The 15,575-nt window shown below is 64.0% G+C and carries 18 protein-coding genes and 1 pseudogene; 4 read left to right on the top strand and 15 right to left on the bottom strand.

The annotated features are described in order from the left end of the window. Positions 1-2 precede the first annotated feature (2 nt). Positions 3-473 (top strand): hypothetical protein, encoded by a 471-nt coding sequence (locus CHX26_RS03060; RefSeq protein WP_199797839.1) that lies wholly within the window; start codon positions 3-5, stop codon positions 471-473. Positions 474-479: 6 nt separating this feature from the next. Here CHX26_RS03060 and CHX26_RS03055 read toward each other — a convergent pair whose 3' ends face one another. From CHX26_RS03055 to CHX26_RS03045, 3 genes are read right to left on the bottom strand one after another with little or no spacing between them, the layout of a single operon-like run. Then, positions 480-1,424: a hypothetical protein gene (locus CHX26_RS03055; protein WP_104941100.1), complete on the bottom strand. Its 945-nt coding sequence runs from the start codon at positions 1,422-1,424 to the stop codon at positions 480-482. Positions 1,425-1,483: 59 nt separating this feature from the next. Beyond that, positions 1,484-1,879, bottom strand: a complete 396-nt coding sequence (locus tag CHX26_RS03050; protein WP_233997248.1) for a hypothetical protein — start codon at positions 1,877-1,879, stop codon at positions 1,484-1,486. Continuing rightward, positions 1,876-2,568, bottom strand: a complete 693-nt coding sequence (locus CHX26_RS03045) for an EI24 domain-containing protein (RefSeq protein WP_104943218.1) — start codon at positions 2,566-2,568, stop codon at positions 1,876-1,878. The genes CHX26_RS03050 and CHX26_RS03045 overlap by 4 nt, the downstream gene beginning before the upstream one ends. Positions 2,569-2,705: 137 nt before the next feature. On the opposite strand from CHX26_RS03045, the gene CHX26_RS03040 reads away from it, so the two are divergent. Further along, complete coding sequence (locus CHX26_RS03040; protein ID WP_104943217.1) at positions 2,706-3,698, top strand: adenosine kinase; 993 nt, start codon at positions 2,706-2,708, stop codon at positions 3,696-3,698. A 322-nt stretch (positions 3,699-4,020) separates the two neighbouring features. Here CHX26_RS03040 and CHX26_RS03035 read toward each other — a convergent pair whose 3' ends face one another. Then, positions 4,021-4,404, bottom strand: coding sequence for a cytochrome c (locus tag CHX26_RS03035; RefSeq protein WP_146107634.1), 384 nt, complete (start codon positions 4,402-4,404; stop codon positions 4,021-4,023). A gap of 297 nt (positions 4,405-4,701) precedes the next feature. On the opposite strand from CHX26_RS03035, the gene chrA reads away from it, so the two are divergent. Both chrA and CHX26_RS03025 read left to right on the top strand, forming a co-directional pair. After that, positions 4,702-6,012, top strand: coding sequence for a chromate efflux transporter (chrA, locus tag CHX26_RS03030; protein ID WP_104943216.1), 1,311 nt, complete (start codon positions 4,702-4,704; stop codon positions 6,010-6,012). Positions 6,013-6,022: 10 nt separating this feature from the next. Further along, complete coding sequence (locus CHX26_RS03025; RefSeq protein WP_104941098.1) at positions 6,023-6,751, top strand: superoxide dismutase; 729 nt, start codon at positions 6,023-6,025, stop codon at positions 6,749-6,751. A gap of 93 nt (positions 6,752-6,844) precedes the next feature. Here CHX26_RS03025 and tnpC read toward each other — a convergent pair. The 11 genes and pseudogenes from tnpC to CHX26_RS02970 form a co-directional block, all read right to left on the bottom strand. Beyond that, positions 6,845-8,503: pseudogene (gene tnpC / locus CHX26_RS03020) on the bottom strand (IS66 family transposase). A gap of 86 nt (positions 8,504-8,589) precedes the next feature. Beyond that, complete coding sequence (gene tnpB, locus CHX26_RS03015; protein WP_020820683.1) at positions 8,590-8,943, bottom strand: IS66 family insertion sequence element accessory protein TnpB; 354 nt, start codon at positions 8,941-8,943, stop codon at positions 8,590-8,592. Continuing rightward, positions 8,937-9,392: an IS66-like element accessory protein TnpA gene (gene tnpA, locus CHX26_RS03010; RefSeq protein WP_104941097.1), complete on the bottom strand. Its 456-nt coding sequence runs from the start codon at positions 9,390-9,392 to the stop codon at positions 8,937-8,939. The genes tnpB and tnpA overlap by 7 nt, the downstream gene beginning before the upstream one ends. A gap of 647 nt (positions 9,393-10,039) precedes the next feature. Next, positions 10,040-10,249, bottom strand: a complete 210-nt coding sequence (locus tag CHX26_RS15550; RefSeq protein WP_146107633.1) for a hypothetical protein — start codon at positions 10,247-10,249, stop codon at positions 10,040-10,042. Between the two features lie 121 nt (positions 10,250-10,370). Next, the gene (locus CHX26_RS03005) at positions 10,371-11,693 is read right to left on the bottom strand and encodes a hypothetical protein (RefSeq protein ID WP_146107632.1); all 1,323 of its coding nucleotides are present in this window, start codon (positions 11,691-11,693) and stop codon (positions 10,371-10,373) included. A gap of 140 nt (positions 11,694-11,833) precedes the next feature. Beyond that, a complete protein-coding gene (locus CHX26_RS03000; protein ID WP_104941095.1) occupies positions 11,834-12,169 on the bottom strand; it encodes a single-stranded DNA-binding protein in 336 nt (111 codons plus the stop codon). Between the two features lie 478 nt (positions 12,170-12,647). Then, positions 12,648-13,052 (bottom strand): hypothetical protein, encoded by a 405-nt coding sequence (locus tag CHX26_RS02995; protein WP_104941094.1) that lies wholly within the window; start codon positions 13,050-13,052, stop codon positions 12,648-12,650. Continuing rightward, positions 13,033-13,335 carry a type II toxin-antitoxin system prevent-host-death family antitoxin gene (locus CHX26_RS02990; RefSeq protein ID WP_104941093.1) on the bottom strand — a complete coding sequence of 101 codons (303 nt, stop codon included), beginning with the start codon at positions 13,333-13,335 and terminating at the stop codon, positions 13,033-13,035. Before CHX26_RS02990 ends, CHX26_RS02995 begins: the two co-directional genes overlap by 20 nt. Positions 13,336-13,775: 440 nt before the next feature. Beyond that, positions 13,776-14,291, bottom strand: coding sequence for a hypothetical protein (locus tag CHX26_RS02980; RefSeq protein WP_104941092.1), 516 nt, complete (start codon positions 14,289-14,291; stop codon positions 13,776-13,778). A gap of 185 nt (positions 14,292-14,476) precedes the next feature. Further along, on the bottom strand, positions 14,477-14,977 hold the full coding sequence (locus CHX26_RS02975) for a DUF736 domain-containing protein (protein WP_104941091.1): 501 nt from the start codon (positions 14,975-14,977) through the stop codon (positions 14,477-14,479). Positions 14,978-15,179: 202 nt separating this feature from the next. Continuing rightward, the gene (locus CHX26_RS02970; protein ID WP_104941090.1) at positions 15,180-15,530 is read right to left on the bottom strand and encodes a hypothetical protein; all 351 of its coding nucleotides are present in this window, start codon (positions 15,528-15,530) and stop codon (positions 15,180-15,182) included. Positions 15,531-15,575: the final 45 nt, after the last annotated feature.

Here is a 15,575-nt window from a genome sequence, read left to right as displayed (position 1 = left end):
GCGTGGCACAGGTCGTTCTGACCACTTCGCTCTCCTGCACACCTGATGAAGCCTGGGCAAAGGTCAAGACATCGGCCCTGCTGCAGCACATCGCCGCGCCGCTGATCCGCTTCACGCCCAAGGGCGGCAAGGCCTTCCCCGCGGTCTGGGAACCGGGCGAGTATCGCGCTTGGATGTGGCTGTTCGGGGTGCTTCCGATCGGCTGGCAGGCAGTGGTCATAAGCGCGCCTGAGCCGCAGGGTGACACCCGTTTCGTCCGGGACAATGGCTATGGCCCGCTGATCAGCCGCTGGGACCACTGGATCGAGATTTCTCCCGGCGTAAACAGCACCACCACCTATACTGATCGTGTCACCATCGAGGCAGGACCGCTCACCCCGCTGATTGCCGGTTTCGCGCGGCTATTCTACGCCCATCGCCAACGCCGTTGGCGCAAGCTGGCCCGCACCGGGTTCGCCGCGCTGAAGGGTTGAGGCCTCTCAGTCCCCGGACGCCAACCGCGCGATCAGGCGACTTTCCAGCTCGTCAACTTCGCCATCGGCAGCGATCATCGCTTCGAGCCATTCGCTCTCATGGTCGGTGATTTTCTCGCCCTCGGCAGCCAGCGCGGCATAATCCGGCCCAGACGCGGACTTCTTGCCGAACACCTTGCCGAAGTGGTTACCCACCTGCGGCACCTCGCGCACCACGCGGCCCATGAAGCGCCCGACGCTGGCCTTGTTGTCGGCGACGAAGGCCTCAAGCTCCAGCTTGCGCTCGTGGCTGACCTGCGCGTTCTGGAGCGTGAAGCCCTTGAGGTAGTTGGCGATGCCGTCGATGAACAGATCATCCCACTCGGGCGCGTTTTCTTCTGCGAGAGTCTCGTCCTTGAGACGGAACAGCATTTCGGCGTCGTAGCGCGTCACTGCCGCCGGGCCATGACCGCCGCTGGCAAAAATCACGCGGCGGATGATCCGGCATTCTGCGGCGCTGATATGGGTCGCCGAAAGTTCACCACCGCAGCGGGTCGGGCCGGTGCCGGTCAGCACTTCGCGTTCGACCTGTTCCAGAACGTAGTTCTTGAGGCGGACGGGAGTGTTCTCGGCGCGCTCGATGATCCGCACCATCGTTTCCAGCTCGACCATGCTTTCGACGACGCCGTCATGGTCGATCTGGGCGATCAGCCACTCGGCTTCGTCGAGCGAACATTGCAGACGCGGAGGGGTGCCATTGAGCACGAATTCGCCAATCGCCTCGACGAAGAAATCGCACCATTCGGGGCTGCGTTCGACAAGAGAATTGTTGAGCGCGAACAGCGCCTCGGCCTCGGCGCGGGTAATGATGCCGTCGCCCCAGCCTTCTCGGCGCAGAGCCAGCAGCTCTTCGGCGGTGATCCGGCCATCGGCGGCAGCAGCCGTTGCAACGGCGATGAATTGGGTGGTCATGACGCAGCAATCCCCTGAATATTCTGTCTAGTCATGACACGGATAGGCTTAAGACCGGGTTACCGACCCTCGATTTCGCGAATGCAGGCACCTGCATCGACAGGCGCCCCACCCTGACGCAGCCGCGCTTCGACATGGGCGGCGGTCGGCTCGGCCCCTGCACCGGGAGGATACAGGAAGATGTCGAGCACACAGGCAGCACCAGCGAATTGCAGCTTGCGGGCATCGCCCTCGACCAGATCGATGCGCGGCACGCCAAGCCGCCGGGTGAGGCCACTGGCGGAGGATCCGATCACGCCTTCAAGCCCCTGCGCCGCCATCACCTGCGGCACCACCACGATAGTGCTGCGCGGTGGGATACCGCCCGAGCCGCGCGCCGGAGAGGGCTTGCCGCCGCCCGCACAGCCACCGAGTAGCAGACCGACTGCCAGGAGTGCCGCTACCGCCCGTATCATCGCTGCGCTCCGCTTGTCTGTTCAAGCCGTCTCAGCACCAGATGCGCTCCTGCTGCGGCCCCCAGCACCGGGGCGACGAGATTGACCAGCGGCACCGCCATCACCCCGGCAATCGCCGCCCCCAGCAACAGCCGCTCCACCGCAGGAACAGGGCTGATCGGATCGTCAGGCGGCGCGTGCCGCAACCACGCCATGTCGGTCAACTCGCGCCCCAGCAGCACCGCATTGACGGCCAGAAACACCAGCGCCGGGCCAATCGCGGTGAACATCAGCACTCCCGCCACCGGCAGGGCCAGCAGGTTGTAACCCAGCGCCCGCATCAGCCCGCGCACGGCATTGGCCAGATCGCGCCGGAAGGGCAAGGCCCGCGCCTCGGTCCCCAGCGCCGGATAGTGGCGCGCCTCGACCGCCGCCACCACCTCGTCGGCGAAGAACTGCAGGACCGCCACCGCGACGATCCGGAACAGCAGCCATATCGCCAGCGGCACCAGCACCACGGCGGCAAGGCCGGCCCAAGCCTCGTCCAGTCCGAACCGCGCGCTCACCTCGGCCAGGGCAAGATAGAGCCCAGCGCCAGCCAGCGCGAACAGCGCCAGCGTCACGGCCAGGCTCTTGACCATCACCCGCACCACGGCAGGATCGGCGAGCTGACCGGCGGCTTTGGCAAGGGCGGCGGGAACGGCGGACATGGTTCCCGCGATGCTGCGCCGCCCGCGCGAAGTCAACGCGATGGTGCCGCACCGCACACAGATGGCTTGGCGGGCGGCGCGAAGGCGGCTAGGCGCGCTGCCGACCACCATTTCGCAAGGAAACGCCCGTGCCCGACATCACCCCGCCCCGCTATGACGTGATCGCCATCGGCAATGCCGTGGTCGACGTGATCGCTTCCTGCGAGGAAGACCTGATCGAGGAGCTTGAGCTCAATCGCGGGGGAATGACCCTGATCGACGAAGCACGCGCCGACGAACTCTACGAAGCCATGCCGCCCGCACGCGAAATTTCGGGCGGATCGGCGGCCAACACGCTCGCCGGGCTCGCCACGCTCGGCCTGCAATGCGCCTTCATCGGGCAGGTCGCCGATGATCAGCTCGGCAAGGTGTTCCGCCACGACATGCGCGCGACGGGCATCGATTTCGACACCCCGGCGCGTTCGGGCGAACCGGCGACGGGCCGCGTGCTGATCTTCGTGACGCCCGATGGCGAGCGCACCATGAACACCTTCCTTGGCGCGGGCCAGTTCCTGCCCGCCGCAGCGCTGGACGAGGAGCTGATCGCCAGCGGCGCGATCCTCTATCTCGAAGGCTATCTGTGGGACCCGGAAGAGCCCCGCCGGGCGATGCGCCGCGCGATCGAGGTGGCCCGCAATGCCGGTCGCAAGATCGCCTTCACCGCGTCCGAAAGCTTCGTGATCGACCGCCACGGCGACGATTTCCGCGCCATGATCGATGACGGCGTGATCGACATCCTGTTCGTCAACGAAAGCGAGCTGGCGACGCTGACGGGCGAGGACGACTTTGAAGCCGGTCTTGCGAGCGTGGCAGGCAAGGTGCCGGTGCTGGTCGCCACCCGCTCGGAGAAAGGCGCGGTCGCGATTGCCCATGGCGAGCGCGCCGAGGTTGCCGCCGTGCCGGTGATCAAGGTGATCGACACGACCGGCGCGGGCGACCAGTTCGCCGCCGGATTCCTGTCGGGCTATGCCAAGGGCGAGCCGCTGACCCGGTGCCTCAAGCGCGGGGCAATCTGCGCCTCGGAAGTGATCGCGCAGTATGGCCCGCGTCCGGAAGCCGACATGCAGGCGCTGATGGCAGAGCGGCTCTAGTTGACAAACTTGACACCCTGTCAAGTAAGGCCCTTCCCCGATTATTCTTGTTCCTCAATGGTTTGAGGCGATCATCCCGCGCTTGACGGACAGGGGAGAGGGGCCTTGTTTGCCCGCCCGGTGCTGTGCGCCCGGCTGATGCTGCTGGCTGATGCTGCTGGCTGACGATGGCAAAGAGCGACGGCGAGATTACCCCGCCGCCCCGCCTGTAGGAAAGATCACACCAATGCGCGATGAGTTTGCCTCATCGCACATTGGTTAAGCCCGTGCGGCGCTTGCGCATGGCCAGCGCGTGATGCGCCAGCATCTTGGCGCGCTGGTATCATTCGTCCGGGACGTAGCCTGCCTTGCGCAGCGTCACTATGTAGCGCGCGATTTGGTCGATCTGGGCGCGGGTGAGGGTGAAGTCCATGTCCTCGGGATAGTTGTGCGCCTCGGCCAGCCAGTCGGCGAGCGACTTCTCCGACAGCCCGCGCCGGTTGGCGATCGCGGCAAAACTGGGCGATTGCGGATTGGGCGAGAGGAACGGCGGCTCGACCGCATGGCACCCTCCGCAGGCCGCCTCGACAAAGGCCGGGGCGCGGGTGTCGGGCGAGGGCGAGGTGGACTTGCCCACCATCGGCGGCGGGTTGTCGGTTCCGGGCGTCTGGCAGGCAGCCAGCGCCAGCAGGGCGAGCGGGGCGAGGAGGGTGAGGCGGTTGGTCATGCTGGCTTTATCCTCCCGGCTGGCAGCGCTTTCCTTGATCGCGATCAATTATGCGCGGCGACCCCGGGACGGAGCCTATCCGATGACCGCTTTTGGGGAAAGGTGCTGGGGATGGGAATGACCGCAAGTGGGTGGATTACGGAATTTCTGTTTCGGCCTTGCCGAGGCTTGCTCCGCATTCTAAACCCCTTCCGACGGGATGAAGCAACCTCCCGATCAGGCAGAGAAAGCCCAAGCGTTGCCTCGTAACCTTGCCGTTTTTGGCAAGGTGCATTGTGCGATGTTCACTTGGCGTCATTGACTCTTACTCCTTCTATCACCTTCACCGATCTGCTGCGGGTGTTTACGCGCATTGGCCTGCTAAGCTTTGGCGGGCCTGCCGGACAGATCGCGTTAATGCACCGCGAACTGGTGGATGAGCGCAAATGGATCGCAGAGGAGGATTTCCTCCACGCGCTTAATTTCTGTCACTTGCTGCCCGGCCCCGAGGCGCAGCAGCTCGCCACGTGGATCGGCTGGCGGCTGCATGGCTGGCGCGGCGGGCTCGCTGCGGGGCTGTTGTTCGTCATTCCTGGCTCGCTGATCATTCTGGCCCTGTCGGTGCTCTATGCCATCGCCGCCAATCTCGCATGGGTCGAGGCGCTGTTTCTGGGAGTTAAGGCAGCGGTGCTGGCGATTGTGGTGCAGGCCTTGTTACGCATTGCCGGGCGCGCGCTTGATACGGGATTGAAGCGCGCGCTGGCGGTGGCCGCGTTCATCGGACTCTTCCTGCTTGATTTGCCTTTCCCACTTATTGTGCTGGGTTCAGGCGTGATCGGTATGGCGATTGCGGCTTGGCGCCCTGACCTCTTGGCGCTGAAACCCACTGCACTCTCTGGCGATTTGCCCCAACGACCATGGCGCACCACGATCCTTTCGATCGCTGTGTGGGGAGCAGTCTGGGCTGCACCGATGGCGCTGGTTGCCGTAACGCTGGGTCGTGATCACGTGTTGTGGGAGATCGGTGCGTTCTTCTCGCAACTGGCCATCGTGACATTTGGCGGGGCCTATGCGGTGCTGGCATATATGGCGCAGGAGGCGGTGCAGGGTTTCGGATGGCTGCAACCCGGCGAGATGGCTGACGGGCTGGGCCTCGCTGAGACCACGCCGGGCCCGCTGATCCTCGTGACGCAATTCGTCGGCTACCTCGCCGCGTTTCGCGCGCCCGAGCCGTTCTCGCCGTTCGTTGCGGGATTGCTCGGCGCGGGGCTGACGACGTGGGTGACCTTTGCACCCTGCTTCATGTGGATCTTCGCCTTTGCGCCGTGGATCGACCGATTGGGCAACGCGGTGCGACTGAAAGGCGGGCTGGCTGCAGTGACTGCGGCGGTGGTGGGCGTCATCGCCAACCTCACCGCATGGTTCGCGCTGCACGTCCTGTTCGGCGAGGTCGGTCAGCGCAATTTCGGCCCGCTGCGGGTATACTTGCCAGAACCGGCGAGTTTCGATTGGCGCGCTGGCGTGTTGGCTGCGATCGCCTGCGCGCTGGTGTTCGGGCTGAAATGGTCGGTGCTGCGGGTTCTGATGGCCGCCGCGCTGGGCGGTATGGTTTTGGTTTTCGCAATCTGAGGAGGACGGCATGAGCATCATCACACGCAGGCAAGCCATCGGCACGGCCGGGCTATCGGCCACGGGTATCGCTCTGGCAGGAACAGCAAGCGCAGTCTCGGCGCAAAACCCTGCCACAGCGGCTTCCCGCGCCCCTGCCTTTGCCGGCAAGCACACCCCCAAGCCGCTGCGGTTCAACCCGGCCAAGCTCACCGGCATGTCGGAGCGGCTGATCACATCGCATTGGGAGAATAACTACCAAGGCTCGGTGCGCGGGCTCAACACCATTGAGACCCGCCTCGCCGCCGCGATGGCCGATCCCGACTTTCCCCCGGTGGCCTATGCCGGGCTGGAGCGCGAGGAACTGCACCGCACCGGATCAGTGGTACTGCACGAGTATTACTTCGATGCGCTGGGCGGCAACGGCAATCCGGGCGGATCAATCTACGAGGCGCTCGATGGATGGTTTGGCAGCTTCGATGCCTGGCAGGCCGAATTCCGCCGCACCGCCATGTCGCTTGCAGGCGGATCAGGCTGGTGCATCCTCAGCTACAACCGCCACACCAAGTCGCTGCACAACTACTGGGCTTTCGATCACATGCATGGTGCAGCCACCGGCGCACCGCTGATCGCGCTCGATATGTATGAGCACAGCTTTCACATGGACTACGGTGCGGCGGCAGCGAAGTATGTCGATGCATTCCTGGCCAATCTCGATTGGGAGGTGGTGGAGGAGAGGTATCAGGCCGCACAGGCATAAACCTGCTATGCTTCAGCGGCGGGTATGGGGTCGCTTGCTGAACGTCACCTTCTGGCGGAAAATCGCAGATAGCTGCCATTGGCGCAAGGGCCCTCAGGCGGCGTCGGGGTCACTGGATTGAGCGGCCTTCCAAGCCCACGGCAGCAGCTCGTCGATGCGATTGATGGGATGGCCCTTGCCGATGCGGTCGAGGACGTCGGTCAGCCAGACCTGCGGGTTGACGTCATTGAGCTTGGCGGTCTCGAGCAGCGAATACATCGACGCCGCCCGCTCGCCGCCACAATCCGCGCCGGCGAACAGCCAGTTCTTGCGCCCGACCGCGATGCCGCGCAGCGCGTTCTCGGCAAGATTGTTGTCGATCTCGAGCCGCCCGTCGCGGGTGTAGGCGAGCAGCGAGGGCTTCAGCTTGACGGCATAGCGCAGCGCCTCGGCAAGCGGCGAGCGCGCCGATGCCTGGTCGACGACGCTGTCAGCCCATGCGAAGAAATCGAGCGCGATGAGCCTCGACGCTGATCGCTGACGCAGACGCTCCTTGGGAGGTTAACCCTCGATAAACCGTTCGATCTCGTAGAACTGCGCGATCATGGCGAGCCCCTTGCGCGCGGCAGATCGATGATCGGGAACAAGCACATCGTGCAGCTTGCGCCGCGCATGCGCCCAACAGGCGACGGGGCTTACAATGCCGGGCTCCCGGCTTGGGTCATAGAGCGCGTTGAACCCGGCATAGGCATCGGCCTGCAGAAAGCCCGCAAAGGCCGCAAGGTGCTCGCGCGGCCGCTCGCCCTTGCGATCAGGACTGTAGCGGAACAGGGCTGCGGGCCTGTCTGCCGGGCTCCATCGGCGATTATCGCGCAGATAGACCCATAATCGCCCGGTCGATGTCTTGCCCGTGCCGGGAGCCAGCACCGGGACTGGAGTGTCATCGGCATGGAGCTTCGGGCTCGCCATGACGTGGGAACCAAGCCGCTCGACCAGCGGATCGAGCAGCCAGCTGACCTGACCGAGCCAGTCGGCCATCGTCGAGCGGGGAAGATCGACGCCCTCGCGCGCATAGATCTGCGACTGGCGGTAGAGCGGCAGGTGATCGGCGAACTTGGCGACAATGACGTGCGCCAAGAGGCCCGGCCCGGCGCGGCCGCGCGGGATCGGCAGACCGGGCGCAGGTGCCTGGGCGATTGTGTCGCAGCACTTGCAGACGACCTTCGGCCGAACATGGCGCACCACGCGGAAGCTTGCGGGCGCATATTCCAGCACTTCGGTGACGTCTTCCCCCAGATCGCTGACCGCGCCGGCACACGCCGCGCAGCGATCCGCGCCCGGTGCAGGATGCACGATTACATCGCGCGGCAGATGTTCGGGCAGCGGCGCGCGCTTGGGTTTGCGCCTGGGCTTGGCCGGTTCGGCCTCGTCGTGATCGACCTGCCCGCGCACGACGCACTCGGCATGAGCGTGTTGGGCTTCGAGATCCTCGAGCGTCAGCTCGAGCTGGTCGGCAAGCTGCGTCAAGCGCTCGGACGACTGGCCAAACTTCATCCGCCGCAGCTTGGCAAGCTGGGCTTTGAGCTTCTCGATCTGGAGCGTCGTCAGCTTGATGGCATTGCGCGCCGCTACAAGATCGTCGCGCGTCGCATCGTGTGCTTTGCGCTCATCAGCAAGCGCCTTCTGCTCCTGCACCAACGCCCGTTCCGAGGCGGCCAGACGTGCCTTCATCACCTCGGCAAAGGCGCGAAGCTCGTCCGGATCGGAAGGCAGATCGAGGTCGGTGGGAGACACGAACAGCGGATAACATGGCAGGCGATCTTGACCAAGTCGAAGGCAGGAAAACCGCGCCCGATTCGTTAGATATGCACAGGCCGTTTGGGCGGCTTCGGTGCCACCGTTCGCCGCCAGTCCATCGCCTCCAGAAGCAGCGAAAACTGCGCCGGTGTCAGCACCACCCCGCCATCGACCAGCGGCGGCCATACGAACCGATGACGCTCGAGACGCTTGGCGAAAAGGCACAGGCCCGTGCCGTCCCAGACCAGCGCCTTGAGATAGTTGCCGCGCTTGCTGCGGAACAGGAAAACATGCCCGCTGTAGGGATCGAGCCGGAAAACCTCGCTGGCAAGCACGCTGAGACCGGCGAAGCCCTTGCGCATATCGACCGGCTTGCTGGCGAGATAGACCTTGGTGCCCGGCGGCAGGCTCAGCATGGCACGGCCTTCAACGCGCGCAGAACCCGGGCGAGCGCCTTCTCGTTGACGAAGCTATCGACGGTCAGGCGCGCACCGTTGCCAAGCTCGATGGCAATCGTGCCTGCTCGTGGTGGCCCCGGCGGCGGAGATGCCGCTACATCGGCCACCAAAGTGCCGACCGACGGCTCTGGCCCCTCAGGGAGGATCGCAGGAGCCGAAGTGTCCGCTGTGGCCTCGACGAACTGGCCGCATGGGATAAACTCCAGCGCCTTCCTTGCAATCGCTTCAGCCTCGCGCCGGTTGGCGCGCCAGTTGTAGATCACACTTTTGGCAATACCATGCCTGCGCGCGACCGATGTGACCGTGACATCGGGGCGCAGGCTCTCCGCAACGATCGCGGCCTTCTCCGCATCCGAATAGCGCCGCCGCCGCTCCGTGCGCACGATCACGCCGACACTATCGATCACAGAACCTCCTTCTGGAGTCCAGAAAGAACTCCGTTCGGGAACCGTCCTTCATCGTCCAGCACCGACCGCGCAACTCGTGATTGGGCGGACGCTTACAACCGGCCCCAATTTGGACTTGGATTAAATCCGCTCGAACTTCCGCTTCCCACCCCGTATCGGCCATTGGGCAGGCTCACAGCATCGCCCAAAAGCCGACATGCAAGGTGAACGGGCGTCTCTCCGAGACGTCCGCATTGGAAACGGCTCCCGCAGGAGCCGCGGTCCGACAGGCCGAATTCGTCGCGCGCCGAGGCGGCGGCATTTGTCGCCGACCGTGCGCGCGGCAAGTCGGCCGCGAGCGGCGGGACCGAGAGCCGGCGGGGCTATCAGAAATGCAAGGCCCGGGCGAAGCCCGAGCCGCTGGAAAAGCTCCGCTCCTTATGGCCGCAGCGCGTAAGCGCGGTGCGCGGCAAAATGCGTCAGCGATCGTTACCCGAAGGGCCGAGACCCCTCTGGGGCTCGTTGGAGCGAGGCTTGCGCACAGCCCTTAGCGAAGCTTCAGCTGAGCCAGGGCTGCGGCGCCGAGCGGAATAGAGCGCGGTCCCGGCCGAAGGTCGGGAGGCGCTACTGCCTGCGGAGGTGCTCCATTGCGGTTGACGATCATGTTCTCATGATGTTCTACGGCGCCTATGGGAAGTAAGCGTCTCAACTCTGTCGCCGATCTGGTCCGACATGGTCTCAATGCGCAGGTTGAATGCCGCAGGTGCCGCCGCGTCGTGATTATCCCGGCGTCCAGGTTGCGCGATCAATGCTTCGCCAAGTCGATCCCGATGAATCTTGCGGTGGTCGCTCAGCATTTGCGATGCAGCTGCGGTCATCGGGGCGCCAGTATCGATGCGACAGGGTCAATGATCGATCCAGGGTGTTGAGGGGGTGCTTGGGAGAGTGAAGTCAATGCCGCTTGGCTGCGGCGCGCATATCGGCAGGCGGGCGCTCACGTCAGGAATCGAGTGATCCGCCTAACCTGGAGCCGAATTCCTGAATCAATGGACCGATCGCATCCGGAACCGAGCTGGCTGTCGTCACCGTCGCTTCGATCGGGTAATTGTTGCCTGCCCGGTTGAGTGCGAGCGCGTGGAATCGGTCTGCCATATGAATTGTGGCTGCAACCACGGCAAGGCAGTCGGCACGTGCTTCATCGGTCCGGCGGCGCTGCAATGTCGCGAGGTCACCGACCTTCAGGTCAACCGTCAGCATTCCATCAACCATCGCCACTTTACGTTCAATTTTCATGAAGGATCGCAGTTCGTTGCGATGGGTCTCGGCCGTCAGGACAATGGTTCCCTTCGGGCTCAGGTCGTCCGTGAGGCCGCTTCGTTTGGCGAAGGCGGGGTCCAGCGTATCGCCGCTCACATGGACCTTCAGCGTGCTGGATTGCAGTTCATGCGCCCGCAGTAGCCGCGCCAGCACGTTAGAGGTCGGTGAGGCAAAATCATGGACGGCAATCCGCCCGGTGGGATGGAACTTCGCGATGAATCTGGCGTCAACCGGCTCTGGAATTCCGAATTCGGGGACTTCGAACGATGCGAGGTGCGGGACTTCGTGGCTTGTTTCAATTGCTGGATCATAATCAGGATGGGTCTTGAGGATCGGGGCGTTCAGGTCGATCCTGTGCTCAATGGTGTAGATCAGCTGACAAGGTGCCGGGATCGTGCTGAGGTTCCTGACATTGATCATGGCTCCCTTCAGAATCGGCGCTCGTCTTGGTCCGAAGATGAGATGGTCCATCGCCTTGCCACTCTCGGCCATGTAGACGGGAGGCACATAGTTCGGCGCGAACTGTCTGACAAAGGCAAGGCATCCCCTGAGATATGCCTGAAGGTCGTTCGCGTAGGCAGGACCCCGCGAGGCTTCGATCTCGAGGTCGATGTCGCCGACGAGCGGGTCGCCTCGCATGACGCTGCCGTAAAGGTAGACCCTGTTGATGCTGATCAGACGATCGGGATCGGCGTTGATCGCTTCAAATCGTTCCAGCAGCCGGTCGAGGATGGCACGCGCCTTGGCCAGCTCGGTCTTCACAACGCTGCGTGAATGGGCGACCGCCCTGCCTGTCGGGGTCAGTTCAGATCGCTCATCGTCGAGCAAGCCAAGCAAGCTGGCGACCTCGAACGCATGCGACCCATGAATGAGGGTCGGAAAGACGGATCGAAAGCCGACAAAGGAGCCGGGATCACTCGTTCTGGAAAGGGATTTCAGCCCTTCCTTGATGTTCGTGACAGGCACTCCCCCGATGGCGAACATCCGAGGGAAGGTAATCGACATGTGGCGGTTCCTCCTGCGTCCCGGCTTACTATGGCGCTTTTTGTCGTCCGTCAGGATGGATTTTTCTGGTCAATGAGGCGGCGGCGAGTTTGGCCTGCCGTGCAAAGCCAGGGGCGGCACCGCGGTGCCGCCCCTGCCGGTCACAAGAACTCGACGTTCTCGGCGATGATCTCGCAGCCGTAGCGGTCATTGCCTTCGGCGTCCTGCCAGCGCGAGTAGTGGATGCGGCCCGTCACGGCGAGCTGGTCGCCCTTGGCCTTGTGCTGGCGCAGCGGGAGACCGAGGCCGTTGAAGACGGTGATCTTGTGGAATTCGGCATCCTTGACCGGGTAGCCGGTTTCCGGGTCCTTCTGGACCTTGCCGTCGCGGATGACCGGGCGTTCGGTCACGAGCACCAGTTCGGTGATGCGGGTGTCGCTGCGATCGCGGGCAACGGGATCCTTGGCGAGACGACCGACGAGGTTGACGATGTTCATTGCAAGAGCCTCCTTGATGCCGACGGCTCGTCCGCCGGTGCCCTTATCGAGCCTCGGCGGGAGAGCTGGGACACCGCGCGCTTTCGCGCGCGGGAAACCTCAGAAATCGAGGTGGTGCGGGCAGCCCGGCTTGCCGGGCAACACGGCTCGCATTTCTGCAGGTTGGCCCTAAGCTCGACCAGAGAGGCAGGGGCACTGGGCGGCGGACGTGCTGTTGGCACAGGAGCTCATAGCCCGCTTGGACATCAACCTCGTGGCGTCTCGGAATGCAGGAGCTCGCTGTCGACCGTGATGACCGCAGGATCGATCACTCGCCCTCACCGATTTCGGTGAGCGAGAGGTTTCCCAGCGGCAGTTGTCCGGAATACCCGACCTTGGCTATTGGGGTGCTGATCCACAAGGTCGGCGTCACTGAGCTGCCGTTGATGCACGATCAGACAAGGCCCCAAGGGGTCTGCCTGCCTCCAAGTTGCGCCGATCAATCGCGATCGACGGCAGCGGCGCCCGAGGCTGTGATGGCATCGATGATCTTTGCTGTGAACCGCGGTGGGAGTCGTCCGGCAATGTACCCGGGCTGCTTCATCAGGGGTCTGATGTCGAACCCGGGCCAGGTGAACCGGTTGAATTCCGAAACGACAATGGCGCTACCCGGAACGAGCCCGGCTGCGCGAGCGATCTCATCGGGGATTGCGATAGCGTTCTTACGCCCCTCGCCCTTGGTCGTGATCGCGGCGACCAGATAGCGCGAGCCTTCCACACCCACGACGACGACGAAGCGTTCCTTGACGCCTTCGTCGCGCCCGCGTCTCTGCTCTTCCTCGAAGAGGTAGACGTATCGGAGGATATGGCCTGCGGCGGGGCGGTCAGTCTTCCCAGCGGTCATTGGCAAGTTCACTGGCCGAAGGCCGTGCATTGGCGAAAGCCTTGCGGTCGGCTTCGGTCATGTCGGACGTAGCGACAGCTTCGATATTCATGTGGCCGGCGATCACACCGCGTGCGGCCTCTTCGAGATGGCGGAAATATTCGCTATCTGCGATCACATGCCGCTCGCGGCCATGGCTGGTCAGGACGACCGGCTGTTTGGTTGCCAGATCAAGGAACTCGCCGGTGTTGTTGTGAAACCGGGTCAGGGGAACCCTGGGGTGCTCGTTCGCCGTCGCTGGCATGGTCGTATCTCCTATTGGCACCAAAATAGCAATTATTGCCAAAATAGCAAGATTTCTGTGGCGACGCTTGCCGCGCTAACCGCCTACCTCTGTAGCTGGCAGCTCAGGCAACAACGGGACGAGGCACGCATCAATCGCAAAGCCCAGAGTGTTTGCGAGGCGGCAGGCCCGCGCGATTGACCCGTCTGGAACATCGAGCGCCTTTTCAATGTGCCTAAGGGTTTCGCCAGCGCGGGGCTCACAGACCGCGTGAAGCTTGCCCGGCTCTGCGGTGATAGCAAAGGGCCAGGTCATCGCGACACCGACAACCCCTTCGTCGAGGACGAGCAACGTATCGCCGGCAGCGATAGTATCGTCGGTCTGCACGGCGTCCTAGGCATTGCCCGTCGCGGCGAACGCATGGATCCGCCAGGCACTGAAGGCGAAGCGTTCGCTGTCGGTCAGCATGGCACGGCTCCTTCGGGAAAGGCGCGCTGCGCCGCTTCCGGAAAGGCTGCGGTGAGGTTGCGGTGGATCGGCCCGGAGGATTCCGGAAAGAACGCCCCGGCGCTGGTCGGCCGTGTGATCCGCAGCGCGCTTGCGAGAGCATCCACGACGAAACCCGCAAGCTGATCGCTGGCCGTCAGCTTGCCGAACTCAGGCGGTGCAAACCCGGCCTGATGCCAGAAGGCGATGCCCGTCTCGAGGGTCTCGATATAGCTGGCATGGCTGCCGTCGTCCTGGTCATTGTCAATGCTCGCCTCGACCGTCCGGTAGGTTCCGAAATCATGGGCGTTCGCCTTGATCCGCAAGGTGATGCCGGCAGGCGGCGAACCGGCAATCGCAATCAGCGCAGCCCTGTAGAGCATGGCTTCGGCGTTATTCACGAGGTCGAAGTTCGGGGTGTGACCGATTTGTGCGCAGTCCTCGTTTGTGGGCGCGCCGCCAAGATCGAGTGTCCAGATTGTTTTTGCCATTCAAGCCTCCTTTGCTCGAACGGCACCTCCCCCTTCCCTCTCGTTGGCCGAGTTCCTTCAGAGGTTCCGTGGAGCCCGACAGCAGCGGGCAAAAGAAAAGGCCCGCCCGCGACGAATGCGCGGACGGGCCTTCCCGATGTGACCGGCGCGGGTCGCGGCACCGGTCACGGGGGGGCTTGTCCCGGTCAGGCGTCGACGCTTGCGCGCGTCTTGCCCTTGGGTGCCGGAGCGGTGCTCTCGCCCAGACCGTCGCCGGTGGCAGCGGCGCTGTCAACGCTGCGGTCGCTGGCCGGTTCGTCGCCGGTGGCGGTGAGCGGCGGCAGAGCGCCTTCGCTCTCGCTGCCGAAGCCGTCGAGCGAGGCCTTGGGCTTCGAACGGCGCCAAGCGACATTGAAGCTACCATCGTTCTGCTGGAACATGGCGACCGGGATCGGCGCCGAGAGGCTGGGGTCGTCGATCTGGCCCGACAGGAAGCATTCGCCGGTCTCGTTCGACGAGTATTCCCAGAGCGCGCCGATCTTGACCCAACTGCGGCGGTCCGCCGAGAGCGCCATGACGTCGAACTTGGGTGCCCGCTCGTTGGTGGATTCGAAGGCCCGCAGAGCGACGGTCGCACTGAAGGTCAGGGTGGTGATGCGGCCGATGTGAACGCCTTCTGCGTTGGCCTTGAGGGTGCCGATGTTCATGTCACATTCTCCTGATGCTGTCCGAACCCCTTGTCCGGAACACCTTCTCCCATCCCCCCTCTCCTCCGGGCCCTTGGCCCGGCCCGTGCGCCAACCACCGCAGGCGCGCGTCATCTTGTCCAGCCCGGAGGGCTGAGGAGCCTCGATGCGTGGTTTGGAGATGAACCTGCCCTGCTGCGAGCCATGCGCGGTTCGTACCGAGCTAAGCTTCGGGCTCGGGCCTGTCCCTGATCTGGCTGACACGCGCCATGAAAGCCTTGGCTTCAAGCTGATTGGGTCCGTCGCGCGTGGCGAGGCATGCCATCCTGTCGATCTCGAGCTGTGCGGCAAGACTTGCCTCGATATGGCAATAGGGTTCGAGCGCGCGGATTGCGTCAACTGCGAGGGGCAGTTCGCCGAAGGCAGTGCCGACCCACACGATTTCGGTCTCCTCGCCGTCCTCGTCAGGCGCGCTCAGAACCTGCGCAAAGTATGTCTGCAAGGGGCGGTCCCACCCGGCATAAGCGCTTGCCGCCGCAACCCCGTCACGAAGCGGTACCTTGTGCCTGCTCATGCGCTTTTTACCTCCCCATCAGGTTTGGGCGGCTGCCGGGTGACG

Source organism: Porphyrobacter sp. HT-58-2, from assembly GCF_002952215.1.
Lineage (GTDB): Bacteria > Pseudomonadota > Alphaproteobacteria > Sphingomonadales > Sphingomonadaceae > Erythrobacter.
This window is presented reverse-complemented; position numbering and strand designations above follow the sequence as displayed.

Bases quoted from the DNA above. Each gene is read 5' to 3' on its own strand.
- CHX26_RS03055 (WP_104941100.1), bottom strand. From the start codon at position 1,424: ATGACCACCCAATTCATCGCCGTTGCAACGGCTGCTGCCGCCGATGGC.
- CHX26_RS03050 (WP_233997248.1), bottom strand. From the start codon at position 1,879: ATGATACGGGCGGTAGCGGCACTCCTGGCAGTCGGTCTGCTACTCGGT.
- CHX26_RS03045 (WP_104943218.1), bottom strand. From the start codon at position 2,568: ATGTCCGCCGTTCCCGCCGCCCTTGCCAAAGCCGCCGGTCAGCTCGCC.
- CHX26_RS03035 (WP_146107634.1), bottom strand. From the start codon at position 4,404: ATGACCAACCGCCTCACCCTCCTCGCCCCGCTCGCCCTGCTGGCGCTG.
- CHX26_RS03025 (WP_104941098.1), top strand. From the start codon at position 6,023: ATGAGCATCATCACACGCAGGCAAGCCATCGGCACGGCCGGGCTATCG.
- tnpB (WP_020820683.1), bottom strand. From the start codon at position 8,943: ATGCTGAGCCTGCCGCCGGGCACCAAGGTCTATCTCGCCAGCAAGCCG.
- CHX26_RS15550 (WP_146107633.1), bottom strand. From the start codon at position 10,249: ATGACCGCAGCTGCATCGCAAATGCTGAGCGACCACCGCAAGATTCAT.
- CHX26_RS03005 (WP_146107632.1), bottom strand. From the start codon at position 11,693: ATGTCGATTACCTTCCCTCGGATGTTCGCCATCGGGGGAGTGCCTGTC.
- CHX26_RS03000 (WP_104941095.1), bottom strand. From the start codon at position 12,169: ATGAACATCGTCAACCTCGTCGGTCGTCTCGCCAAGGATCCCGTTGCC.
- CHX26_RS02995 (WP_104941094.1), bottom strand. From the start codon at position 13,052: ATGACCGCTGGGAAGACTGACCGCCCCGCCGCAGGCCATATCCTCCGA.
- CHX26_RS02990 (WP_104941093.1), bottom strand. From the start codon at position 13,335: ATGCCAGCGACGGCGAACGAGCACCCCAGGGTTCCCCTGACCCGGTTT.
- CHX26_RS02980 (WP_104941092.1), bottom strand. From the start codon at position 14,291: ATGGCAAAAACAATCTGGACACTCGATCTTGGCGGCGCGCCCACAAAC.
- CHX26_RS02975 (WP_104941091.1), bottom strand. From the start codon at position 14,977: ATGAACATCGGCACCCTCAAGGCCAACGCAGAAGGCGTTCACATCGGC.
- CHX26_RS02970 (WP_104941090.1), bottom strand. From the start codon at position 15,530: ATGAGCAGGCACAAGGTACCGCTTCGTGACGGGGTTGCGGCGGCAAGC.